Here is a 25,809-nt window from a genome sequence, read left to right as displayed (position 1 = left end):
TGGTCAAAGTAATAATAAACGGCCTGCCAGTGGGGCCATGTAGCGGGCAGGTTACGCCACTGTGTGCCCGTACGCAGCAACCATAAGATGACGTCCACAACCTCTCGAAGGTCAACTTTTCGTTTGCGTTTGAGATTAAAAAAAGGCGAAATTGCGGCCCATTGAGGGTCGGTCAGTGGCTCCCACTGTTTGGTCATTACTTTGCATTTTGGTCGATACAAAGTTGACACGATTCTCAATCCTCTTCAATTCCCAAACACGTTCTTATAGTAAGAAGAGCAGAGCGAAAGTAAATCGTATGCTACGATTACAGTTGACAGTTATAAAACTGATCTGTCCCAATATCCCCCTCCTACCCGCATAATCGTTCAACTAGACATCCTAATGATTTTCGTAAACGATGCTATCAATTGAAAGCTTTAAACCTGGCTTTAAACTGGTAACTGGCCCGTTTCTGAATGGGCCTGCCGTGCCCAAAGACAGCTTTCTCAAAGTCTAGCCCAGCCAGAATTAAAAGACTTTGCCACCCCAAGGCTCGATCTTCATACACCGTACTCAGATCCAGTCCCACCAGATGGGCACACGCATCCCCAGCGATCAGTACTCCTTCCTGCTTTAACCATAAGGCGATGTGCCCCACGCTATGGCCCGGGGTATGAAGCACCTGCAGGCCACCGGCCAGCGGAAGTATCTCCTGATGGGTTAGCCGCTGATCAATCAGCAGGGGTTCAATTGTGCCGGCACCTCCTTTGATCAACAGTTGGTAGATGAGCCAGTTAGCGACCCCCGGTGAACAATGAATCGGGGAGTGGCCACTAAGGCCTGCTTCCAGCAGAGGGGCTTCCACCTGATGGGCCAGTACGGGCACACCCAGCGCCTGTTTGAGGGCGGCAGCACTACCAGCATGATCCGGATGGGCATGGGTCAGAATTATCCGTTTGATCGCCCTGGGGTCCTGGCCACTCTGCCGGAGGGCAGAGAAAATCCTGGCGGTACTGCCCGGGTACCCGGTATCGATCAGCGTTAGATCCTTGTCTTTAAGGATAAACGCATTCACCCCGCCCAGCGATAGCTGGTAAAGAGACGGTGTAATTTGGTGTAGCCGGGGCATAGCGTAGCGAAAATAGGTGTGTCGTAAACGATGAAGGGGAGCAGTCCGGATTAGCGCAACGGCAGGTAAATACAAAACGTAGCACCAGCCCCAGGCCGGCTCTGGGCCGTGATAAAGCCCCCGTGATTCTCAACCACTTTTTTAACGATGGCTAACCCAATGCCGGTGCCCCCGTACTTATTTCGACCGTGAAGCCGATGAAACAAATCAAAGATACGCTCCCGGTGGGCCTCCTCAAAGCCAATTCCCTCATCGGCCACCCGCAGCTCTAGCCACGCCTGGCCTGGGGAGGAAAGGCTGGGCTGAGGGACTTGATCGGCCCGGAGTTGTAAGGCCTCTATTCGTACCTGGGGAGATTGGCCCGGTTTGGCGAACTTAAGGGCATTGCCCAGCAGATTTTGCAGGACTTGTCGCAGTTGGGTGGCATTGCCGGGGATGACAGGCAACTCCTCTACAAGTACGGTAGCGCCCGTCTCCCGGATCGGGGTTTCCAGATCGATGAGTACCTCCTCCAGCAGGATTTGCAAAGAAACCGGTTCAAAAAGGGGTTGCTGCGTCGTCAGCCGGGCATAGCCTAGTAAGTCTTTAACCAAGGTCCGCATCCGTTGAGCAGCCTGCTGCTGGCGCCGAAGCAGATCCTGCCCGGTTGGATCCAGTCCCTCGGCATGCTGGGTCAGTAACAGATCAGCAAAGGCCTCGATTTTGCGCAGCGGTTCCTGTAAATCATGGGAGGCTACGTAAGCGAATTGCTGCAGATACTCGTTCGAACGACTTAAAGCCAGGTTGTTGGCTTCGAGTTGCTGCTGATAGTGCCGCAGGGGCGTTATATCGGTGGTAATCAACAGGACCCCCTGGCGGAAGGGAGTCAGGTCATAGTCATAGGTTAACCCCAGGGCCGGGTAGTCAACTGACGTATGAATGGGTTGACCCGTGGTGACCACCGATAACAGGGCGGCAAAGAGGGCTCGTTGCTGAACAGCCGGAAATACAGTCAGCAGGGTATGGTTGCCGACAGCATCCAGGGTGAGGGGGGAATCAACAAAAGAAGAAAATAAGCGTACCGTAGCGGGGTTGGCCAGACTAATTCGAAAGTCTTCGATGCGGCCAGCTTCCCCCAAAAGGGGCTCCAGCACCAGAATGCTACTGGTGGAACTGTTCAGCACACCCTGGAGCAGATCCGCCTGGCGTTGCTGGGCCAGCTGGGCCACTTTGATGGCCGTTATGTCCATGAACGTTACGATCAGGCCACCCTCAATGGCCACCGCCGAAATATCAAACCAAACCGTGCCCGACGGGCTTGCCCAGTCAAACCGATCAGACTGGCCGCTCCGGGCCACCTGGGCATACCGGTCGAAGAGCCCATTGGTCATTTGATGGGGCATCAGGGCCGAGAGTAGCCTGCCTTCCAGCTGCTGGATTGACTGTTGCAGCGTTTTAGCCAGGGTCTGGTTGATCTTAGCTAAGACAAAATCAATCACTTGCCCCTTTGTATCCCTAACAGACTGCAACCAGGCCATTCCCGTCAACGAATGATCCAATACGGTTTGCAACACCGTTGCCTGTTGTTGCTGGGCTACTAAGACTTCTTTTTGGGCGGTGATATCCAGCGTGGTCAGTACCAGCCCGTTGCCGTGGGGTACGGCCCGACAATCAAACCAGGCCCGATGCGTCTCCAGGGGATAACTGGTTTCGAATTGATCGCTCTGACCCGACTCCACTACCCTTACATACCGGTCAAAAAGTCCGTTCTCCTTTAGGTAGGGATAGAGATCCAGCAACCGCTGGCCCGTTGTCGACTCGCGGGGTCGAAAAGGGCGATAGGCCGCCAGCTCATTGCCCGTACTGGTCATAAAATCGATTATCTGACCTGATTCATCCCGAATGGCCTCGTAATAGCGCACCGAAGCGGGTGAACTGCTCATCACGCTTTCCAGTAAAGAAGCCGTGTGCTGGCCCTGGGTCACATCCTGCAAGCAAACCAGTAAGCCATCGCCATATTTAACCACCGATACATCCAGCCAAACGGCCTGGGCAGGCAGATATAAGAGCTGATGATGGGGCTGAGCGGTCGTGACCACCGCTACATAGTGCTGAAAAAGCGCATAAACCTCCTGGTTGGGATAGCGTTCACTAAGGGGGCGGGTCAGGATGTCCTGCTGGCTTTGGCGGGAGAGGGTAGCCCCCATTTGATTACAAAGTACCGCCTGAAAATCAATAATGGTCTGATTCGATGCGCGTATGGCCCGGAACAGCAGAAGACCCGTGGGCATCGAATCCATAATCTGCTCAAGGGCCTCTTGACCGCTATCCTCCCCCTGGGGTAGCAGGGTCAGTATCCAAAGATGGGGATCAACCGTTACCAGTTGAGCGGCATAGCGCCGAATGGCTCCGGCGGGCAGGCTAAGGGAATGGAGTTGAAAGGGTAAGTTGTCCGAGTGGTTAGGGTGCTGGTGTAGGCGATCGCGCAGCGCGGGCTCATTAAAAGGCGGGGGTAACTGATCAAGGGAGGCTCCCAGCAGGGGAAAGGCCAGGGGCCCCATGAGCGCTTGAGCTACGGCATTGGCCTGCTTTACCCGAACCGCTGAATCGAGACCTGACTCGAGCACCAGCATAGCCAGGTCGGCGAATGGAGAGGGGTCCGGTGGATGGCCCGCTTGGGGCTGGAAAGAAGTGTTCACGAAGAAAAAAGTCGTTCGAGTGAAGAAAGCCGGAACGCTAATTTTGCCTAAAGATAAACGCGCGGTCGGCCATTTGAAAATAGATACAGACGACAGCTATTTATTAGCAGGGTCAAAATCGTTCTGATACCAGGCTGGTTTCTTTCCAATCAAGCTGCGTTCAGAAAAGCCTCCGATTCGAAATAAGTCAGAAATAATCATTTAGCCTTACAAGCTAGCTAAATTGATGATTGATAATAAATCTAGAAAGTCCCCATTGACGGGATAAGCATGCCCTAGGCAATAGGTAAAGAAACCACTTGCTATGATGACTTATTTCACTTACGTTTGTGACTTAATTCCTCTTTCGCATGGAAATTCCCGTTCACCAAGCTGCAAGCTCTAGTCGTTCTTCGCCCTTTGGTGTGATTAATTCTTCCCGTCAGGGAGTCCTGCGCTCTCAAGTTGATGAGGTGGCTGCCCTGGTCGGATTAACCGATCGGGAAATGGCATATGCCCTTAATATGACACCCCGTAATTTACACCGGCTTAAGGATGAGCAACGCTTTAGCGTGGATGCCTCCGAGCGCCTGCTTTTACTGAAGAATCTGTTAATGCACGCCCTAGATACATTTGAGGGACGCAAAGTGACTGTTTTGCAATGGCTACGAACACCCATTCGGGAATTGGCTAGCCAAGCCCCTCTTCAATTACTCGACACGGTGACTGGCTTTGGTTTAGCCGATGATGTGCTGGGTCGCTTAGATTACGGTTTGCCAGCCTGATCAAGCCCTTATGAGCCTTCTTTATCGCATCATCCGGGACAAATATCGGCAGGAGCCCCTATCGGTAGTGGGGAGTCGGTTATTCGGTGGCCGCTGGAATCCCAAAGGTGTCGGTGTGTTGTACGCTACATCAACACCTGAGTTGGGCTTAGTCGAAACGTTAGCCCACGCTCCAGCAGTTCGCTATGAGGACTTACCTACTTATTGGGTGTTTTCTTTAGAAGTGCCCGATGACATCCGCTATTACAGGCGGGATGAATTACCCAATTTTTGGCAAGACGAAACCTATGAGCGAACCCAAACTTGGTTGAAGGACTGGTTAGCAGTACCCGACCAGTTAGGGGTTGCTGTACCCTCTGTGTTAGTACCACTATCTTATAATGTGCTTTTGCATCCGGCACATCGTTCATTTGAAAAGATTCAGATTGTTAGCCAAGAAATTCAGCCTGTTGACCGACGGCTTTGGCGCTTGCCAACTTAGCGTTGCTTGCTCGTTCTTTTGTTTCCCTCCTACCCAATTACCGTTCAGCTAAACGTCCGAATAAAATCAGGACAAGACATAGTGAGGGAGATAAATGCTGAACTTAGCTCCCTGGCTGGGTTGACTTACGGCCGTAATTGCCCCGCCATGATTGGCCACTACTTTTTCACAGATCGCCAGGCCGATACCCGTGCCGTCGTATTGACTTCGGCCGTGTAGCCGTTGAAATACGTGGAAGATTCGGTCCAAATATTTCTCATCGAAGCCCACACCATTGTCGGCGACGTCGATCCGATAGTAGGTGGCGGCTGAACGGGTCGGGCTGACGGAAGGCGGTACCGCATCCGCGTTTACCAATTGGCAATGCACCTCAATGACAGGTGGCACATTGGCACGTCGGAACTTAAGGGCATTGCTCAGCAGATTCTGGAAGAGTTGACCCAGTTGCGAAGCGTCGCCGGGCACAACGGGTAATGGATCGACCTCGATTGTGGCACCCGTGTCTTTGATGAGCAGGTCCAGATCGGCAACCGCCTGCTCAACGACCTTCCCAAGCGGCACGGATGCGGGTGCTTCCTGACGGGTTGAAATACGCGAGTAGGCAAGTAAATCGCGTATCAGCGTCGACATTCGGTGAGCGGCTACCTGCATCCGTTGCAGATAATCGACACCCGTGCCCAGTTGTTCGGCATACTGGTTTTGCAGTAGATTCCCGAAGGACTGAATCTTACGCAGGGGTTCCTGCAAATCGTGACTGGCCACGTAAGCAAACTGTTGAAGATTCTCGTTGGAACGCTCTAAATCCTGAACTAAAGTCCGTAACTGCCGCGTACGCTCATCGACCTCTTGTTCCAGCGCTACCTGGGTCTGCCGTTGCTCGGTAATATCCTGAGCCGTTCCATTCATCCGGACGGCTTTGCCCGTGGCATCAAATACGGTCTTGCCCTGGGCGTGCAGAATTCGTTTCTTGCCGGTCCCGGGATGAATGACGGAATAAACTTCATCATAAACCCCCTCGGATTCTGGATTCAAGGCCCAGGCGACTGCCTTCGCCACCCGGTCCTGATCGGCGGGGTCAAGGATGGGAATCACCTCAGCATAGTCCTGCGATCCAGGATTATACCCAAACCACTCAATCATGCGGTCGGAATAGGTAAGCCCGTTAGTGACCACGTCGATGCTCCAGGTGCCTAACTGAGCCAGTTCTACGGCCCCTCGCAGGCCTGATTCTATTTCTTCCAGCTTCTGGCGGGCCAGGACCTGTTCGGTCACGTCAATGGCCATTTCCAGTACGGCATATACCTCGTCCACTCCGTTACGAAGGGGCGTTAGGTTAAAGTCAAAATAGTACGTTCCCGGTATGCCATCAATCGTCAATTCAGCGGGAGCGCCTTTAGCCTCAAACGATTTGCCGGTGGTAAAAACCTCCTCCAACAGCTGCAAAGCCCCTTGATCGTGGGGCTCTGTCAAGACGGCTCGGATCGGCTTACCCAGGATTGATTTGCCTTTCCCAAAGAATCGAATCATGGATTCATTGGCTACATCAATGATCATCTCCGGGCCGACAAACAGGCCCGTCGCCACGGGGGATTCATTAATGAGCGAGCGAAGCTTTGCTTCACTCTCCGCGATCACTTTCCGAAGCAATACCTGTTGGGTCACATCGGTTACTACTTGAATGACGCCCGTTATTTTCCCGTCTTCTTCGAGCGGGCGGTAGGCCATATTGTAAAAGCGGTTGCTGATACGCTCGCCAATGGAATGAGTGACGGGTACCTCCACCCCATCGTAGGAAATGCCCTGGTGATAAACCTGTTGAGTCTGCTTCCAGGCAAATTCGTGTTCGAGTTCAGGCATCAGGACCAGCAGTGGCTTTCCAACAACGGCTTCACGAGGGCCCATCAGGGCCAGCATGGGGGTATTGATCTGTTCCACTTTAAAATCATCACCGCGCAGCACCATGGTGGCCGCTGGTGTCTGATTAATGATCGAGCGGAAGCGGTTTTCACTTGTTTCCAGTTTTTGACGGTTCAGGACGGCTTCGGTCGTTTCCGAGCAGGTTACCAGCACACCGCTTACGATCCCGGAATCGTTGACTAAGGGGCTGAAACTGTAGGTCCAGTAGGCATAGCCCATTTGCCCGTTCCGGAAAATGGGCAGCTTCTGGTCTTCAAACCAGACGGCTTCTCCCCCTTCCATAATACGATGGATCATGGGACCAATTACCGGCCAGGATTCGGCCCAGCTTTGTTCACCCCGCTGGCCTAAGGAGGAGGGATGTTTTCCATTATCACCCAGGCTGGGGCGAAAGGCATCGTTGTAGAATGTAATCAGATCCTGCCCCCAGAAGATGAGCATCGGGAAGCGGGAGGTCAGCATCATATTGGCCAAGATGCGTAAACTAAGTGGCCACTGATCAGGCATTCCCAGTGCCGTGGTTGACCAGTCATACTTGCGGATGAGTTCACCCATTTCACCCCCCCCGGCCAAAAAAGGGTAATTCCTGGCAGCCGTAGTGTGTTCCAATAGTCTAGTTTATAGAGTAACTGCAAGATAAGTAACTCAATCGGATTAGATGCATAAACGTCACGGTACGTGTAAGTAGTTGTCGTTAAGCTTTATTATCATTGACCCGAATCTGGTAAAGTAGCGCCAAAGAGTGGTTAATTTAATTAATTGACAAATTGTTTAAGAACCTGTTTGAGTTGGCGACTTCCTGAAAAGAGAAAGCCGCCAATCGGGGTTTAAATTGTGTGCAACATTCATATTCCCGCACCGGCGGCCCGGTCCGACCTGACGGTCTCTCACCGGGCAGCCGGCGCTGTGGCAAGGTATCGAAAAACTGGCCTTGCAACAGTACACTGGAGATTTTTCTCAGGCAGCCATTGGAGCCGTGTACTGTTGCAAGTCCAAAGTGTCAACGCTTTTCAGTAGGGGCCACTGCTGAACCCGTTCACTTAAACGTCCGTTTTATTGAGAACGTTCTGTCAGGTATGACACCAAAAAGCCCTCCAGCTTTTTTTTGAATAAATAAAGAGTGTTAGTCCTCTCTTTATGGGCTTTCGTCTCTTTAGCTTTATAAGCCTGTTTTAAACGCTTCCTTTTATCGTATTTTAGCTCTGTCCCTGTGGTAAACCACAGGGTATTTAAATGCTACTGATCACGTTTATGGAAACGGACTACTTTTCGCTTCGGCTAAATACCCTCACCGCTGATTTAAACATACCGGTTGCCTTGTTGGAATCGGCCGCAGAAGCGGCTCGTCTGACTTTTGAAGAACAGCGTCGGGCGGGTGTTACCATTGATCTGGCCATCGAACAGGCTGAATGGGTCATGCTGAAAACCATCACCCCCATCCTTGATGCGGCCAGTCGATTAAAAGATATCCTGGCCACCGATTTTACTAACCTACCTGCCTTGGCTAACGCCCCTCATTTTGGGAAATTAATGCAGCAATTCATGCCAGTGCTGATCGAACCACCTGGTCGCCTGGCTGATGCGTACATCGTAGGTATTCTGGCAGCGTATACAGATAAACACTTCAGCTGATGGCGTATAATCATCAGGCACGCCTGGTTGCTAACCTGGAGGCTCTGCGTTTAGCGTTTACCATTGAGCAGCGGGATAAAGCTGGTAACATAGTTGAACTAACCGATGAGGAGCGAGCTACCTTATCGGCTTACAGTGGTTTTGGAGCACTTAAATCAGTCTTGTTGCCAGCCGGGGATGATAGCCTGTGGAAAACAGGGTTGGATACTCAATTGCGTTCGGGTATCCAACAACTTCATGCGTTATTGGCCGAAACTGCTGGAGATCGGGCAGAAGAGTTTCTATCGGGTATTCGGAATAATGTGCTGTCAGGATTTTATACGCCCCCCCTGGTGGTGGAATCACTGGGAACAGAACTGGCCAACGTGTTGGGGTCCTCGCCTATCCAGTACTTGGATCCTTCGGCGGGTACGGGTATTTTTCCACAGGCCTTCGATAAAGCCGGGTTGCGTATTAACTCCGCCCAACTCATCGAAAAAGATCCCGCTACGGCCCTGATTCTGAAAGCTCTCTACCCGAACCATACCGTTGAAAACCGGGGCTTTGAAGAAACTGGTCGCCAGTTAAGTGATCGATTTGACCTCGTGGCCAGCAACATTCCCTTTGGTAACGTCGCTATCTGGGATGAAGCACTGGCCAACAGCAAAGACAAGCAGCGACGAGGAGCCTGCGCGCGGCTCCATACCTACTTTAGCGTGAAAAGTGTGGACTGTCTGCGCGAAGGAGGTGTAGCTGCCATCCTGACCACGGATGCCCTGCTCAACTCACCCGCCAATGAACCGGTTCGACAGTACCTCATGCGTACCTGCGACTTGGTATCCGCCGTCCGAATGCCCCACAATCTGTTTACCGACTATGCCGGCACCAGCGTGGGCAGCGATTTGATACTGCTTCAGAAACGAACGGGAAAAACGACGCTGACGGATCAGGAAAAAAAATTTACTGGCACAACCACCAGTCCCGCCAATACAACGATCAATACGCTATTTCTGAATGGGGATAACATCGTAGCGACCACACAAAAAGTCGGAACCGATCAATACGGCAAGCCTGCTCTAATTTACCTCCACGAACACGAAGGAGGCATGGCTAACATAGCCGAGCGGGTGGGAAAACTCATTCGCCAGGATATCGGTCAGCACTATCGGCAACAGACCTTTGAGCAACATCGTCAGCAGCCCATCGTGCAGCGCATGCCAGTCAGTCGTTCCAAACGTCCTGTTTCCAGTCCCGTCCTTTCGCCTTTGTTCGTGCAGGGTGAACTATTCGCTCAACCGGTTACGCCCGTTTCCAGGCCGCTTACTGGCGAACCGGAAGCCTTTCATCAGATAGGCAGTTTATTGTATCAACAAGGCGAAGTCGGCCGCTTATCGACGGATCGGCAAACGCTGGAACCCTTACCCGGTCAAATTGATCACGCCCGTCTGGGTGCTCTGCTCCAGATTCGGGATGCTTACGAGCGACTCTACCGGCAGGAAACGGGGACACAGCAGCCGCAAGCGGAACTTCGTCTAGCTCTCAACACGGCTTATGGCTCGTTTATAACCCGCTACGGGTCAATTAATGCGGCCTCGAATGCGGGCCTCGCTTTACTCGATCCGGATGGACGGAGTTTGTTAGCCCTTGAAAAAGCGGATCCGAACGGGGCGTTTATTCGAGCCGATATATTTAATCAGCCCGTTAGTATTCAACGGGCCAGGGTGGAGCAGTTCACCGCGCCGGAAGCGCTGGCAACCTGTTTGAGTAAACTGGGCCGGGTCGATATGGGCTACCTACAGGAACTGACCAGATTCCCCCTACCCCAACTGATTAAGGAACTAACCGATCAGATTCTTTACAATCCAGTCGAGCGGGAGTACCAGACACCCTCGACGCTGGTAAGCGGTAATGTGGTGGAGAAACTCGAAGTCATGGAAACGTATGCACACGATCCGATGGCGGAACCGGCTCTTCTGGCGTTGCGGGCTGGCCAGCCGACCCCCATCAGCTTCGTCGAATTAGATTTCAACTTAGGGGAGCGGTGGATACCAACGGAGGTTTATGAAAAATTTGCCAGTGACCTGTTTGGCAGTCGCGTCACTGTTCGTTATGCGCTCTCAACCGACGAATTTAGTGTCAGTGTTCCCTCGTGGATGTTCAGGAATGCCACCATTAGTCAGCAATACGCGGTGCAGGGACAGTTTCGCCTGTACGATGGGCTGGCGTTGTTTCAGTATGGACTTTACAATACAACGCCGACGATTAACAAAGACGGACCAGCGGGTGAAAAGATGCTGGATAGCGAAGCAACCCAGTTAGCCGCTACCAAAATCGAGCAGATCCGTACCGCCTTTATCGACTGGCTACCCAATCAGGAAGCCGAACTGAAGCAGGATTTAACCGACCGCTATAATCGGTTGTTCAACTGTTTTGTCAAACCCCACTATAACGGAGCGCATCAGCAGTTTCCCGATTTAGACCTGAAAGGACTGGGAATTCCCGGCCTGTATGGTTCGCAAAAAGATGCGATCTGGATGTTACTACAGAATGGGGGCGGGATCGCCGACCATGAAGTCGGTACAGGAAAGACCCTGATTTTTACGGTTGCCTCCTACGAAATGAAGCGGTTGGGGCTGGCAAATAAACCGATGATTGTGGCGATGAAAGCCAATGTCAATCAGATTGCCCAGACGTACCGAACGGCTTATCCTACCGCTCGGTTACTGTATCCGGGTCAGCATGATTTTACCCCGGCCAACCGGGAGCGGTTTTTAAACTCGATTAAAAATGGGGACTGGGATTGCGTCATTCTGACTCACGATCAGTTTGCCCGTATTCCGCAGTCGCCCGCTATTCAGCAGAAGGTCATGCGCGATGAGTTGCGAAACCTGGACAACGATTTGCAAACACTGCACAAGAGTGGGGTTGACTTATCCAAATCGCTACTTAAAGGGTTAGAAACTCGTAAGGCCAATTTAACGGCCAAACTATTGAAATTGCAAAGTGATCTGAACCAGAAAACGGATCAGGTACCACACTTCGGTGCTATGGGTATCGACCATTTACTGGTTGATGAATCGCATCAGTTTAAAAACCTGCAATTTACCACCCGGCATAACCGGGTTGCGGGTCTGGGTAACTCGGAAGGGAGTCAACGGGCCACTAATATGCTTTATGCGGTCCGCAGCATTCAGGAGCGAACGGGGAAAGATTTAGGGGCAACGTTCTTATCCGGAACGACCATTACCAACTCCCTGACGGAGATGTATTTGCTATTCAAATACCTGCGCCCTAAGGAGATGGCCCGGCAACATATCGAAAACTTCGATGCCTGGGCGGCCGTGTACGCTAAGAAAACAGCGGACTTCGAGTACAGTGTCACCAACCAACTCCTGATGAAAGAGCGGTTCCGGCATTTCATTAAAGTACCGGAACTGGCTCAGTTTTATAGTCAAATTACGGACTTTAGAACCGCGTCGATGGTGGGCCTGGATCGGCCTAAAGCGGTGGACGTGCTGATTAACCTCCCTCCTACCCCCGATCAGGCTGTTTTTACCCAAAAACTGATCGACTTTGCCAAAACCGGTGATGCTACTATTCTGGGACGAAGGCCCCTGTCGGAAACCGAACAAACGGCGAAAATGCTTATTGCTACTAATTATGCCAAAAAAGCCGCTCTGGACATGCGATTAATTGACCCATCGCTGGACGATCATCCGAGCAGTAAACTGTCCCGTTGTGCCGCCCTGATTGCCAGCCATTATCAGGAAAGCACCATTCACCGGGGTACACAAATGGTATTTTGTGATACGAATACCTACAAACCAAATGGAGAATGGAATGTTTATTCTGCTCTCCGCGATAAGTTGATGGAAGAATATGGCTTGCCTGCGCATGAGATACGCTTCGCTCAGGAGTGTAAAAACGACAAGGAGCGGGAGAAACTCTGGCAACGAATTAACGACGGAGCGGTTCGGGTCGTGATTGGCTCAACCAGTACGATGGGAACGGGTGTCAACGCCCAAAAACGAGTGGTAGCCATGTATCATCTGGACATTCCCTGGAAACCCGCCGAACTCGAACAGCGGGTGGGGCGGGGTTCTCGAACGGGCAACATTATTGCCCGCGATTTTTTTAATAATGAAGTGAAGAACTATGTCTTCGCTACCGAGAAGACTCTGGACAATTATAAATTTAATTTACTACATAACAAAGCCGTATTTATTGGTCAGATCAAAAGCGGATCGGCAAACGGTCGGCGATTAGATGAAGGAGCCTTCGACGAAACGAACGGAATGAATTTTTCCGAATATGTAGCGATACTCTCAGGCAATCAGGACCTGTTGCAGAAAGCCCGATTGGAAAAACAGATAACCATGCTGGAAGGCGAATTAAAACTCTTTCAGAAAGAGTCTTATAAAGCAGGCTCTATGCTGGCCGGTGTAACAAGCTCGCTGGATAAAGCCGAAAAAACGCTAACCGCACTTCAGGACGATTACTCGAAACTGACCGCAGTCACCCAATTCAATTCGGAAGGAACCTTACCCAATGCGGTAAAAATTACCCTAAATGCCAAACTCATAACGACGGTCAAAGCACTGGGTGAATATATCACCCAGTTGGATGAGAAAACCGATACCAAAGGGAGCTTGAAGCAGTTAGGTACCTTACATGGTTTCGGCGTATACGTGCGAACGGACACTGGCTATACTTACGACGGTAAAAATGAGAAAGCGAATGCATTTATTGTCAAAGGCGACATTTTGACGTATAGCTATAACAATGGGTATTTAGCCGGACGAAGCCCAGAAGTTGCCGCCCGGCAGTTCGTCAGGGCCTTGGAAAAACTTCCCGGACTTTTAGAGAGCCAGAAAGAAAAAATTGAAAACCTCAATCAGCAAAAAAAACTGTTGAATGACATCGCAACAAAACCCTGGACCAAAAGCGATAAACTACAGGAAATGAAGGCGGAACTGCGCCTGGTAGAATCCCGTTTGCTGACCATTGGCCAAGATAAAGAGCCAGTAAACGATCAGCGTAAAGCCAATCAAACCGAAAAAGCAATTGCCAAACGACAAGATCACTCTATCGAAGTGAGCTGAAGCCCTCATCAATACCATTAATGCGAAGGTCAATCTAACTGTTTACCGGATGAAAGTGGATGCAAACCTACACCATAGTTTTCTCCCGCTTATCGTTTCCGTAGGCACGATTGCTTATGTTTAGGATCCAGTCGATGGATGCCAAAGCGTTGGAAGCTGCACTCTTCTGATGACATCAATTAACAAGTCCCGAATTATCAGTACATAGTCGACTTCAACGGTGTGAGCGACTGCTATTGACAAGTACGTCAAAAACTCCCGGCTACTCAGCAACTGCTCGTCTGGTTGCCTTTCGTTTCCAAAATTTGATTGGCAATCATACGAGTAAGGAGTAAGCGTGACCAAAAATATCAGTTGTCGTTCGGGAGACATAATGAACAATGATCCAGGCGTAACCGTAGGCAAGAATGAAGCAGCCAATCAGTATAATTATCACCCTCAACAGTAGGGTTAGTAACGAGCCTTCAGGTAAGCGTTTGGTTTCCATAATTTAAAAGAAGATTGCCTATGACGGCTTAAAAGCCGTATAGCCTTGCTTGTCGAACATCGGCTTAGGCAATGGGACGTATAAAAAGAGTCTGCCCGTCTTCCAGGCGTGGTATAAACCAAAGATGCCTCCTACCAATATAAGTAAGGAAAGCCAGCGTATACTATCAAGCCAGGAGAAACCAGCCAGCGAACGAAAAGGTGAATATTCAGCAGTGGTTGTGGTGGAGAAATCCCCGGGCAGATTAATACGATGCCGGGGGAACCCGATTTGTGGAACTAACTGATTGATGACTCCGTCCGGCGAATGTTGTGCCTGATAGAATTCGCTTAGTCGCCGGGAGTACCTAATCGCTTTTTTTGGGTGAAGTGCAATCATGGATAGCCCGTAGAGCATGAACGCATCCGCATCCGACTGGCTCACCGACGAGAGAGCAAAGCAAAAACTCTTTGGCGGCAGATCTAATAATCCGGCAAAATGCTCTATTTGCTCCTTCTGTGTTTCTGTCACACTCTTTAAGTCCGTCTGGGCTGTATCAGCGCTTGGCGATTCAGTGAGCCGAGTAAAGCTATATGTTGCCAGGTGTGATTGCATGGATAAAGCGGGAGCTGGCTTTGGGGATTCCTGAGCGGGTGGAGAAACGGATGGACCGGTTATCCAGTAGCGAACAAGTATGATGATTACTGCGCCAGCAATCATTATCAATAAAGGTTTCATGTAATTGGGTTTTTAGTTAGTTTGACATTTTTAGGGCGATTAATTTTAACCCTTTTCTGGGATGTCTTGACGTTCTGATTTTGTATCTTATTTCCCTTAGCAGGCTCGACTACCGTTTCCGTTTCAAGTTCTTTGGCAGTTGAGTAACCGACAAGCAGCGCGTTCCAGGCTATTTGCTGGTTTTTCTGGTCAAGATTTCTTTCATCTAATTCTTGCCCTGCATTCAGTAGGGAACTTTCCTCGCAGCCTCTTTTCATGAAAGGACCTGAGGAATCAGCTATGGGAGTTTCTGTTTTCAACCAGTCATCTGTCAGATATGTATCTGAGGACATCGGTTCATCCTTGTCCGCTGACGGACTTTCCTGGTCGGAAGGGATAGGGAAGGGAATTGCCCAGCCCAGTCCAATAATCTGTGTATGGCGCAGCAGTAAATGACTAAACTCGGCCGCAAAAGTTGGAGAGTTGAACCAGCCATAAACCAAAGTTGGATATATTTTCTCGATGAGTGGTTTTGTCTCCCTAAGCATTTGCGTTACCAGCGTAGTGGCTGCTTCGTCAGACCTCTCATTTTGGGTTTCTGCAACTGCTGATAGCAGCGTGGCAAGACCACAGGTAAGGGAATAGTCGGTAGACAACTGACTGGCCATCATCGTTTTATACATCTGCTGACGGGCCTGAAAGCCCCAATCGGACTCAAACAGCGATTGTATCGGTTCACTGACCGGGTTCTCAAACCGGTATAAAATGCCTTGGCTGACTAATTGCCGGAAGAGGGTTCCGGCGCGAGCAAACTGGTTTTCGGTTAGAACCAATTGTTGCCTGAATTGCTCAATTGTTTTCATGATCAGTAAAGTTTTCAGAAAAAATTAAGAAAAAAGCGTTCTGAACGCGTAGCCACGAAACGGTTGGTAATATCATAGCAGATCAGCCCGTAAAAGGGCTTGATTGTCCATTTTAAACGATACAGTGCGACCCCCGTTTTTTTCGCCCATGACTACCTGCACAACCTTATCATTGGGAATAGTAAATTTTTGAAAAGCGTAAATCTTTTCGATTGATTCCTTACCTGGTATCAACGCTAACGGTTGGTTATATACGTATAGGGGTGAAACTTCTAACTCCTGATGTGATGTCTCTTTAGCAATCGTCTTATCGACAATAAAAAAGCGGATAAAATCTAGATCGTAGTTAATGTTGGATTTATTTTTAACCCCAATCTTATAGTAAAGTATGTTGTCTTTATAGTAAAGACCTCGTAGGCAGGCCTGAATATTATATTTACTGATGCCCACGCGCTTAACCCGGCGATGTTGCTCCAGTACGCGGGTGCAATTCTGTACAATCTCCTGTTGTGAAGAATTGACCCCGGCAAAACTGACGACCGTACCCTTTTGATTAACAATCTGAGCTTTCTGTTGCACCAGCCCCTCTTCGCTTACCGATAGGTCCAGTGCCAGCATGGTCGGGTATTCATTATAGTTTACTACAAAACTATGAAACTGACCATCAGCGGTCATAACACTGAAATTGGTCTCATTAAAGCCAATGCTACTGGCTTTGACCCGCAACACATTATCGACTCCATTGGCTTTATCCGCAATTATATCTTTAGATCCCAAGTCAACCGAGCGAATTGAGGTCTTAAAAATAATACAGGTCGTTTTGTTGAAGGCCAAATCAACGTAGTACGACCGGATGATGTTATGTTTTCCAATGGCAATCGCATTGCCGGCAAAAAAAGCGCGTGGTGGCCCTTCGTTTGCCTGTTCGGCTTTCGCCACCAGTTGCGTTTCTGGCAGGGTAGAACCTGTTGTCTCCGGGCCTGCTTTTACCAGGCGGATTGGTATCAATGGATTCACAACACCAACCCGTTGGGTAAGGAGCGGCCCTATTTCTGACTTCACCTTTTTTTTTACCCGTTTGCGTGAGCCAGACCCCTGTGCCTGTGCCAATGGATGAATCATCATCAGGGCGAAGAAATAGACAGCGATTTTCATAGGTATACTTATTTTAAAAGGACGTAATAATTATTTTTTAGCGTAGCTTTCTGAGCACCCACCTTCCGGGAAAAAAAGCTTCGGCCACCCTGAATGCCGACCTGAAGAGCAGAGGCAGCCGCCAGAGTCGGTACATTGTTAGAATAAACGGGCGGGCTGACATTAAAACCCGAAGCGGCCTGGGATGCTGCCAGCCGACCCTGTTCGACGGCCAGTACCGTTGGCACGTAAATACCCACCAAACCATCCATATCGTACACCGTTAGCTTCATGGGAATGATTCGGCCCTCATACTGAACCTGATTAATGGCGATATTGACGCGCTGTCCGCCGAAGTTCGCTAAGCCGTAGAGTCTGGTTCCTTCGGGGATCATCCGGCCTCGGATCGTAATATTTTCCAGTAATCTCAAGCTTACCCGACCACCCGATACAATCGTCTGTTCCGAAAAGATCATCGCTTTCACCGTTACCGACAGGGAGTCTTCCCGCTCGTTGATCTGCTGATTACGCATATCAGACTGCAAACCATAGAAGCTATTTCGTCCCGTTGGCCCATTCAGCGAAGAAATTGCCGAAACAGGAACCGTTTCAGGCTTAAGTGCCCGGCCCTGCACTTCCTCTTGCCGTTTCAACTTATCCACTTTGTACGCCTGGAGCAAAACGAGTAGTTTTTTCTGCTTTTCTAACTCTTGTTTCGATGTTGACGAGTTCTCATCAATATAGTCCTCAGAAGCTAGATCGGATCGTACGGACGAAGGTTTCCGGCTACGTTTCCCAGAAACAGGAAGTGAGGACGGATCAGGTTCTTCATAAATTTCGTCTGGTACGGCACCACCGTAAATATATGAATCCGCTTCCGCAGGATGTGGTTGTTCGGGCCGAATCAAACCAGGAACGGTTGAGTTGATCCCCCGCTCCATTGGCATTTGATTAGGCATCGCTATGGGATGACCTTCAGCCGCCAATTCAAGTTTGGATCGCGAAGGTAGGCCTGTTGAATCTCCTGCATTGGGGATATCCGCATTTAAGCTAACATTCGTTTTTACAGCATCTTCTTCGTTTGTTTTAGTATGGTGAACAAAGTAGTAGATAATTAGAATCAAGCAGATACCAGCGCCAGTCAGGAATGTCACAAATCGTTTATCCTGAAACAACTGCTTGATTCTACTTCCGTCGAGACTTGTCGTCGCTTCGTTGTTGCTCATGGTGTTTTTGAGTTATGCGAGAGAAAAAATGACCAGTTGCAGTATAATAGACGCTAATGGAACCCAGGAGAAGCAATCCGGCCAGGCAAACGATAAGTTGCAATTTTCGACGGGAAATGGGCTGCTTTTCCCATTTCTTGACCACGACATCAAACCAAGTAAAGAGCCTCAGGCAAGCGACTTGGTAGGCCAACGCTACTTGTACGGAGGGGGGCTTCTTACCCCATTTGACTAATTTTATGACCATGCGCTCGAGTGGTTACTGTCAACTTATTGATGATACCCTTCGTACTGGTCGCGATTGATTGTCTCAATGTCTGAATTGTCAGTAACCCGGAAACGCTCAATAACGAAACCATGCGGATTGTTATCGGTTCGGGTTGCGTCAATCAGGTAGCAATCTGCTTTCAAACGTCGGAAAGTGATATTGGTTGCTCGTACCAGTAGAATTCGGGCGTTGATGGAACAGTAATAGGGGGATCGGTTCATGTCGATGTTAACGGAATCGATCATAACTTTCTGAATAGTGTTTCCCTGTAAGAGCTTGGTGTAAAAGCCTTTTTCCCGCAAATCAAGGTAGTGTCGGGTGATGGATTCATCGCCCAGATAAGCCGCCTGCTTCATGTTTTCGTCAATGGCTTTCTCATCGGGTTCCTGGTTGAAGAACAGTTTTAAAAACGTCTTGATATGATCTTTGGCTTCAGCCGGTCGATTGGCGTTCTGTTCCTGAGCCAGGGCCAGCATGATAGATTTCCCTCCGTTGTCTAACACATAAATTTTTTCCCGTGACTCTTGATTACTTTTAAAGGAGAGGTAGGCAACCCAGGCCGCAAAACCGATAGCACTAATCAGGGCGACAAAGACGATAATTCTAACCAAACGAAACGACGATTCTATATTTCGCAAATAGCGAAAATTGAAATTAGCATTCATATGCAGACTGTTTTAAACCATTAATAGGTGGTTGCGGCACTGATAAAGCGACCGGAAGCGTTTCCCATGCTGGCTCCTGCTATCTGACCTGCCGTTCTGACTGGTGCTGACATAGCCCGTAATCCGTCCGAAACTCCCGTTGAGTCGAGAATCCAGGTGGCCAGTTTCGGAACCAATAGATAGCCAAAGATGCCCACGGCGTAAAATAGCAAGTTAGCAATGGTCGAACTGGGCATGCCCGGATTGCCCTGAAGTTGCTGAAATTCCACGTTTAGACTGGATAAGTGAAAGCTGTCCAGAATAAAGCCGTAAATATTCGCAATGGGCACCCATAATAGCGTATGCAAGACGCGACCCACCCAGGCAGCAATGGATGAATAAAACCAATCGAAGCAACCTAAACCAAGGGTCAACGGGCCGAAAATTCCCAGAATAATCAGAAAGTACGTCGATATAATTTTTATGCCAATGATGACAATAAAATAAATCAACCGAAATAAAGCCATCAGTACGTAATTGACGGTGGTATCAATGACGAAGTTGACAGCATCCGCTGTAGCGGAGGAAACAGAGTTAGCCATACCCATGACACTATCCGTCACTAGCTGAAACCAGGAGCGGTTATCCTGTGCTGGAGCAATAGGTGGGGGTGCATTACTATTGCCCATGTTTTGAATCCGGGTGTTGGCGTTAGTCAATACCTGTTGTTCCACTTCGTCCCGTCGTGAAGTACCCATCTCCTGAGTTGCATCGTTGAGTGTGCGACCCAGGTATACGACTCCTGAATACAACCCTGGATAGGCCAGTAGAAGCATTGAAATGACCAGCGGCCGGAGTAATGGATATACATCAACCGGTTCGTTTCGGGCCAAATGGGCCCATACCCTGTAGAAAACGTAAAAAAGCGCACCTATAAGTCCAACCGCCTGACCAACAGCAATAAAAGAGGAAAACTCCGGCAACATGGTATCAAATAAGGCATCAGCCGCTTCCTCAATACTGGTTATGGCTCCGTTGGCAAGCGTAGGGTTCCATCCGGTTCCGGGTGCCTGAAGTAAAATCATGGTTTGTATCGGAAAGAATTGACTTTTGAAAAAACTAACTGACTTGAATTGAAACCACCAGGCCCTCGGCAACTTATGGCCAACCAGGGGGAGTTCAGTTGTAGCGTGTTGCCATCAAGTAGTCGTAACACATCGAACCCGTACCCTTGATTTGCGCCATGATTACCCTTCGCTACTTGGATCGATTCATCCCACCAGATCGGCATTTGAAATACTTCGGGACCACAGGTTAATTTTCGATTATTGGTTGTATCAACGAGCTGCGAAAAGTAACCCCACAATAACGAATCTCCGGAGGCTTCGATACGGATACCGGCCTGAAAGATTCTGGGGCCTCCACTGGGCAAGATGACTTCCCAGTGGCCCGTATATCCCTCGGGGAAAGCGGATGCTTCGCGTATGAACCGCTCCTGCCTGGTGTGACAGGCCGCGACAAACAAGCCGATAATACAGACAAACTGTTTCATTTCTTTTTAAATCGAACCATGTAGGGATCAGAAATAGTCTTACTGAGCGTTGACCGCATCGACTGTTCTGATTCGGCCAGACGGTAATAGTTGACAGAAGCAGCAACCTGACGCCCGTAATTGACTAAATCCGCGTGTCGTTGCTTCGCTTCGGCTAACGACTTCTGCTGAAGTCTAAGCCGATCATAGGGAGAAAGGAAGACTGGTTTGCCCTTGGATACTTCAAATTGGTTTCTGGTTTCGATCAACTTGGTGCTTCCCAGGGTGCCGTTAATGATAACCAAATTATAAAAACCCATGTCCCCATCACCCTTGTCCAAGTATTTTTTGATGAGTTTAGACGTAGGTCCCCCATTGTCGTAGGTTTGGTCAATAGCCGAAATCTGGGTTCCCCAAATGTCTTTGGTCAGTTGGGATTCTATTCTTTTTATCGGAGAACCTTTAATGGCTTTATTCTCTTCATTGTGCTGTTTAGCCCATTCATAGCGTAACTTGAAATCCTGATAATTTAGCTTATTCAATCGCTCCTGGCCATCTTTCCAGACTTCACGCAGGGAGGCCAGTTTTTTGACCAGTCGTTTATCCTTCGTTTTCTGATAGATCGACATAATTTTTTCAGCCGCTGGCGCAACGACAACGGCATCGGCAATTGCCTTGATCATCTCATCAAGAGCCTTGTTGATTAACAGGTTAGCCAGATCGACGCCAGGGTCAACAATTCCCCGCTTTATTTTGCTCTCAGTCATGCCAAGAATTTTGTCAATTTCGGCCTGTAGTTCGGGATCAGTCGGCATACCGCCCTGTAATTGACCAGGACTCAGCACATCTATGGCCCCATTCTGAGCAAACCCATAATGAGGTGACAATAACAACATTCCAACTAAAGTCAGCAGGCTTGATAAACGGATGTAGTTAGTTTTTATAGACATGATTCAAGCCGGATTTTTTCTGAAAACTACCTTGTTTAAACTCGTCGGATTGTTGCCTGGCAACTCGGTAGACATAGATTCGTCGCAATTCATCCCGCAGACTACCTATGTCTTCCAGACGTTTCTTGATAGCCGTAGCGGATTGGTCCAAGACCTCCATGCGTTCTCCCTGCGCCATCCAGGATACAGTAACCCCTTTTCCATTACTACCCAGATTACAAACAATATTGACGGCCGAAGCCAGGTCCTTCATATCCGAAATTGACTTGATAAGTGTTTGATACCCCTGCTGCTCCTGAGCGCTGAAGACTGGAGTGGACAGCATTTTGGTTAAATCCTGCACATGGGTTTTTGCCGCATCAAATAATCCCTTTATGTTTAATTCGTTGTAATAGGCGCAAAATTCAGGTGATAGCGTCGTGTGCGATTTTTTCCAGGCGTAATCCACTTTTAGCGTTTGATACGTAATGCGTTGCTGCGAGGAATAGCCGTCGGCAACCATTTTTTTTAATCGTTCGACCTCCCCGGCTGGTGTAGTCCCTACGTCGGCAATTTTAGAGGCCAGTTGAGCAATCTTATCGCTGATGCCCTCCATGATTTTGTCTTCCTGTTCGCCAATCAGATTGGACACTTCATCAGACAACTCATCCTTCATGGATGAAAAGTAACCCTGTAAATCAGGGGTAATGCTGCCCAGTACATTATCAGGAGATAATTGACTGGCAAGTTTTTCAACATACTCCCCGATCACATCGCCCAAATCGTCTTTACTGACCTTAATGGGAGCCTGACCAGGGAATATAACCGTGGCTTTACCAATTAGCGGCACGCGCACAATAGGCATATATTGGCCCATATCAGGTGTAACTCCCGTCGAATCTGTTTGTCCGTAGGCCCTATACTGATCTGTCATGACCAGTAACAGGCCAAGTACCAGCAATCTAACGTTGAAGTTGGCTAGCATACACCTTGTTCGATTACATCTTCGGCAACTACATCTTTAATGGCCAGGTCATAGTTGCCCCCATTGGCTCTTACCTTCCTGGTGACTCTGAGTTTCTCTTTTTGCTCCGTTGTGTACGCATAATATTCGGGTCTGGATACCTCTAAGCCATACACTCGGTAGCGTTGCCCACCCCAACTCACGAAGAATTCTTTGTATCTGCGGTTCGGATCATTATCGCGGTTCATTGACAACACCAGGTCTTTTTCCTTGTCTGTCAGGCCCAGCAACTCTTTGACGAAAGTGAATTTGTTTTCATACTTGCGCTGATCCATCAGAATTTTGCAGTCCGCATTATTAACTATCGAATCCTGAACGATGGGGTTATTAATAATGTCGTTGATCTCCTGGGTAACAATCCAGGCTTCGCCAGCGAACTTCCGTACCGTTTTGTAGAGGTATTTGATATACCCAGCCATGCTTGGTGTCATAATGGCTTTCCAGGCTTCTTCGATAAGAATAATCTTGCGGATACCCTCTAGTTTTCGCATTTTCGAGATGAACGTATCCATCACGATGATAGTGACAATGGGGAATAGGATTGGGTGGTCCTTCACGTTATCCAGTTCGAAGACTATAAACCGCTCATGGAGTAAATCCAGGTTTTCGGTTGAGTTAAGCAAAAAATCAAATTCACCTCCCTTATAATAGGGTTTGAGATTAAACATGAAATTATCAAAGTCGAAGTAATCGTCCTTGACCCCTTCGCGTTTGAGATAGGCTTTAAAGTCTTCCTGCATGAATTCATAAAACGTATCAAAGCAGGGTACAATGGACTCGTCAGTATGAAGTTTGCTGAAATACCCTGCTACGGCTGCCGAGAGCGCATTGTATTCAGACCGATTGGTTTTTTCTTCAACTGACTTCCAAAGAGTAAGCAATAGATTTTTGAGCGATTCGGCTTTTTCGGTATCTGGGAACAACCTGCCTTCGATGTTAAATGGATTGAAGTGTATGGGTTTTTCCATCGTATAAGTGATGTATTTCCCCCCCAGCATTCCGCACAAACCCCGGTACGAATCACCAACGTCCACAATGACTACGTGCGCTCCGTGGGTATAATAGCTTCGTAGGAAATGGTTGGTCAGGAAACTTTTTCCTGAACCGGAAGGCCCGATGATAAACTTGTTCCGATTGGTTACCCAGTTCCTGTTCATTGGTTCATCGGAGAAATCAACCCACAATGGCCGACCCGATAAACGATCTACCACCCGAATGCTATTTTTGGCCGATTCGGAGGTGTAGTAGTTTGTTTCGTGATTAAATAAACAGGCAGCCTGGGGAGCAAACTGGGTAAACGTATCTTCTCGGGGGAGATCAGGAGAATTGCCCGGAATACCGGCAAAAAAGAGGAATGCGGCATCCCGCGTATTTTCCCTGGGCTTTAAGTTCATCTTGGCGATAGAAGCCGTTGCTTTATTACGCAGTTCAGGCAGCCTAAGCTTGTCTTCCGTCCAAACCTGTATGTTCGAGTGAATACGGACGGGTGTCAGCGATTTTTCAGCAGCCATCGTCAGGAAGTTGTTGACCATTACCGCATTGACCGAATTAGCCCGGTCAAAATTTGATAATGCCACCATGTTACCTGCCTTTTTTTCCAGTTCCGCCGTGATCAGGGTTTTATCATCAATAAACACGTACTGGTTGTAGATGTGATTACAATCCAGCATCAGGCCAATGGGTGTCGCGTATCCCACAGATAGATTTGAATTCTCTGTCGATAGCGCACCAATCCGAACGTTAGTATTGACTGAGTCCGGCATATCATCAACCTGTGAAATGGTGAAGAACTTGGCATACTTACCCCCAATACGCAATTCATCTTCCGAAGTGAAATCCATGTCCATCAGTGGAACGACCTTGTCATTCAGTGATAGGGTCATATACCGCTCGATTAAACCAGCCTGACCCACCGGCGCGTTCTTGTCAGGCTGTAGCTCGTCATTACTTAACCGACGGCATTTTATCAGTCGACTAGATACCAGAATAGAGGTAAGCTGAAGCACTGCAACCATGAACTTGTCAATATCGCTTCGGCTGAGTGCTCGTTTGGGCACAATCCGACTACGGAGTAGCGAGGTTAATCCCACATTTGTCCGGGTTCGCTCACCCTGCGAATAGGTTATGTATAGATAACAGGTATGATGCAGAAACGGGCGCTCATTGAAGTGCAGTTCGGACGAACGATCCAGGTAGTTTTCTGGTAATTCCCTGGCGTTTGGTCTGTATGTTTCTTCGACAAACCAATCCTGTTTGTGCAAAACCGATCCGGGAGGTAAGACTCCAATGGCTTTAGTCCAGGTTTCGACGAGTTCGCGATAATCACCCAGTTCCTGGCCATTTTCGATACGGGCGTTCAGTGTAAAAATTTCAGGAAGCACAAGCTCGAAGGCTAATGTCAGATCCCCCCACTTTGAAAAAATACAGTTCTCTTCAACTGCGCCAAGAGGAAAGACCTTTTCTAATTCTTTGACCGCATACGTCATGATTACGCCGGTTTAGGTAGTTATTGTTTGCGGAGGTTTCGGTAAACAGAATCCCTGCGGACTGTTAGAATACCAGGTAGTTTTAGGCGGGCTTGCTGACGAGTGTACCCACCCGTTCCCTGATTGGATGAGCGTTGCACTAATCTCACGTAGATCACATAAATGCCGATTCCACAGGCGATAAAAATCATCCAACCGGGTAGAGGTACAAAAACGGCTGACACTCCTCCTACGACCACAATCCCAATAATCCATTTTACCAACAAACCCAGATAGTCCATTCCCACTACTCCTCTTACTTGTAGGGGGCGGTCAGCCCCTTTATTGATTTCATAGCCCATGCTAATCTGACTTATTTGCCAAAAGCAGCGGTCAATACTAATCCGACGACCCCAGCAAAAATTATCGCAGATCCCCAGTTGATCACTGATTTCTTAAAATCGGGGTCGTTGTTGAAGAATTTGCTGGCACAAGAAATACCCCCAACAAATCCCATGATTAAACATAGGGGCAGCATAAGATCCCCTACACTTTTACCAACGTCCTGCAATTCAGTGGTCGCTTTGTCGACCCCCTTGGCAATAGCTCCTGACTTCAAACCCTGTGCGTAGAGAGAACCCGATGACAAAGCTAAACCTAACAGTAAAGAAAGGGTTTGATAGTAGGTCGTTTTTACGATTTTCATGAGTTGAAAAGTTACTGGTTCATAAAAAGTTAAGCCTGAAAATGTAGTTCGTTTTGAAGTCAAATCCCCGTAATCTGGTCTATTTCGGTTCAGTGAAAAACGAGCGAGTTATATTTTTACGGAAGTTGGAAAACGTAAAACTATTGGGTGTTTTGATACCGTTTAATATGCC

At 48.8% G+C, this 25,809-nt stretch carries 20 protein-coding genes; 4 read left to right on the top strand and 16 right to left on the bottom strand.

Annotated features, from left to right (window positions below; all coding sequences use genetic code 11):
* From B156_RS0116305 to B156_RS0116295, 3 genes are all read right to left on the bottom strand, one after another.
* Positions 1-197 (bottom strand): transposase (locus B156_RS0116305; protein WP_018620828.1); only part of this gene is annotated, 197 nt, incomplete at its 3' end.
* Between the two features lie 209 nt (positions 198-406).
* Complete coding sequence (locus tag B156_RS0116300; protein WP_018620827.1) at positions 407-1,111, bottom strand: MBL fold metallo-hydrolase; 705 nt, start codon at positions 1,109-1,111, stop codon at positions 407-409.
* Positions 1,112-1,161: 50 nt separating this feature from the next.
* Positions 1,162-3,789 (bottom strand): sensor histidine kinase, encoded by a 2,628-nt coding sequence (locus B156_RS0116295; protein ID WP_245563758.1) that lies wholly within the window; start codon positions 3,787-3,789, stop codon positions 1,162-1,164.
* 350 nt (positions 3,790-4,139) lie between these two features.
* On the opposite strand from B156_RS0116295, the gene B156_RS0116285 reads away from it, so the two are divergent.
* Both B156_RS0116285 and B156_RS30890 read left to right on the top strand, forming a co-directional pair.
* Positions 4,140-4,553 carry an antitoxin Xre-like helix-turn-helix domain-containing protein gene (locus tag B156_RS0116285; RefSeq protein WP_026260860.1) on the top strand — a complete coding sequence of 138 codons (414 nt, stop codon included), beginning with the start codon at positions 4,140-4,142 and terminating at the stop codon, positions 4,551-4,553.
* Between the two features lie 10 nt (positions 4,554-4,563).
* Entirely contained in the window at positions 4,564-5,034 is a 471-nt protein-coding gene (locus B156_RS30890; protein WP_084757771.1) for an RES family NAD+ phosphorylase, read from the top strand.
* Between the two features lie 66 nt (positions 5,035-5,100).
* Here the strand turns inward: B156_RS30890 and B156_RS0116280 are convergent, their stop codons facing one another.
* Positions 5,101-7,560, bottom strand: a complete 2,460-nt coding sequence (locus tag B156_RS0116280) for a PAS domain-containing sensor histidine kinase (RefSeq protein ID WP_018620823.1) — start codon at positions 7,558-7,560, stop codon at positions 5,101-5,103.
* Between the two features lie 624 nt (positions 7,561-8,184).
* On the opposite strand from B156_RS0116280, the gene B156_RS0116275 reads away from it, so the two are divergent.
* Together B156_RS0116275 and B156_RS0116270 are read left to right on the top strand one after the other, a co-directional pair.
* The gene (locus B156_RS0116275; protein WP_018620822.1) at positions 8,185-8,583 is read left to right on the top strand and encodes a hypothetical protein; all 399 of its coding nucleotides are present in this window, start codon (positions 8,185-8,187) and stop codon (positions 8,581-8,583) included.
* Entirely contained in the window at positions 8,583-13,664 is a 5,082-nt protein-coding gene (locus B156_RS0116270; protein ID WP_018620821.1) for a helicase-related protein, read from the top strand. Before B156_RS0116275 ends, B156_RS0116270 begins: the two co-directional genes overlap by 1 nt.
* Before the next feature lie 505 nt (positions 13,665-14,169).
* On the opposite strand, the gene B156_RS0116265 is transcribed toward B156_RS0116270, so the two are convergent.
* The 12 genes from B156_RS0116265 to B156_RS0116205 form a co-directional block, all read right to left on the bottom strand.
* On the bottom strand, positions 14,170-14,868 hold the full coding sequence (locus tag B156_RS0116265) for a hypothetical protein (protein ID WP_018620820.1): 699 nt from the start codon (positions 14,866-14,868) through the stop codon (positions 14,170-14,172).
* A complete protein-coding gene (locus tag B156_RS0116260) occupies positions 14,865-15,710 on the bottom strand; it encodes a hypothetical protein (RefSeq protein WP_018620819.1) in 846 nt (281 codons plus the stop codon). The genes B156_RS0116265 and B156_RS0116260 overlap by 4 nt, the downstream gene beginning before the upstream one ends.
* 72 nt (positions 15,711-15,782) lie before the next feature.
* A complete protein-coding gene (gene traN, locus B156_RS0116255; RefSeq protein ID WP_018620818.1) occupies positions 15,783-16,865 on the bottom strand; it encodes a conjugative transposon protein TraN in 1,083 nt (360 codons plus the stop codon).
* Positions 16,866-16,873: 8 nt separating this feature from the next.
* On the bottom strand, positions 16,874-18,070 hold the full coding sequence (gene traM, locus B156_RS0116250) for a conjugative transposon protein TraM (RefSeq protein WP_018620817.1): 1,197 nt from the start codon (positions 18,068-18,070) through the stop codon (positions 16,874-16,876).
* Positions 18,071-18,340: 270 nt separating this feature from the next.
* Positions 18,341-19,003, bottom strand: a complete 663-nt coding sequence (gene traK, locus B156_RS0116240) for a conjugative transposon protein TraK (RefSeq protein WP_018620815.1) — start codon at positions 19,001-19,003, stop codon at positions 18,341-18,343.
* Between the two features lie 20 nt (positions 19,004-19,023).
* On the bottom strand, positions 19,024-20,067 hold the full coding sequence (locus B156_RS0116235) for a TraJ family protein (protein WP_018620814.1): 1,044 nt from the start codon (positions 20,065-20,067) through the stop codon (positions 19,024-19,026).
* Positions 20,064-20,534 (bottom strand): hypothetical protein, encoded by a 471-nt coding sequence (locus tag B156_RS31790; RefSeq protein WP_018620813.1) that lies wholly within the window; start codon positions 20,532-20,534, stop codon positions 20,064-20,066. The genes B156_RS0116235 and B156_RS31790 overlap by 4 nt, the downstream gene beginning before the upstream one ends.
* Positions 20,531-21,463: a hypothetical protein gene (locus B156_RS0116225; protein WP_018620812.1), complete on the bottom strand. Its 933-nt coding sequence runs from the start codon at positions 21,461-21,463 to the stop codon at positions 20,531-20,533. Before B156_RS0116225 ends, B156_RS31790 begins: the two co-directional genes overlap by 4 nt.
* The gene (locus B156_RS0116220; RefSeq protein WP_018620811.1) at positions 21,447-22,427 is read right to left on the bottom strand and encodes a hypothetical protein; all 981 of its coding nucleotides are present in this window, start codon (positions 22,425-22,427) and stop codon (positions 21,447-21,449) included. The genes B156_RS0116225 and B156_RS0116220 overlap by 17 nt, the downstream gene beginning before the upstream one ends.
* A complete protein-coding gene (locus B156_RS0116215; RefSeq protein ID WP_018620810.1) occupies positions 22,421-24,952 on the bottom strand; it encodes a TraG family conjugative transposon ATPase in 2,532 nt (843 codons plus the stop codon). The genes B156_RS0116220 and B156_RS0116215 overlap by 7 nt, the downstream gene beginning before the upstream one ends.
* Before the next feature lie 20 nt (positions 24,953-24,972).
* Positions 24,973-25,293: a DUF4133 domain-containing protein gene (locus B156_RS0116210; protein ID WP_018620809.1), complete on the bottom strand. Its 321-nt coding sequence runs from the start codon at positions 25,291-25,293 to the stop codon at positions 24,973-24,975.
* Positions 25,294-25,304: 11 nt separating this feature from the next.
* Positions 25,305-25,637 carry a DUF4134 family protein gene (locus B156_RS0116205; RefSeq protein WP_018620808.1) on the bottom strand — a complete coding sequence of 111 codons (333 nt, stop codon included), beginning with the start codon at positions 25,635-25,637 and terminating at the stop codon, positions 25,305-25,307.
* Positions 25,638-25,809 lie beyond the last annotated feature (172 nt).

The sequence above is a fragment of the Spirosoma luteum DSM 19990 genome (genome assembly GCF_000374065.1).
Lineage (GTDB): Bacteria > Bacteroidota > Bacteroidia > Cytophagales > Spirosomataceae > Spirosoma > Spirosoma luteum.
This window is presented reverse-complemented; position numbering and strand designations above follow the sequence as displayed.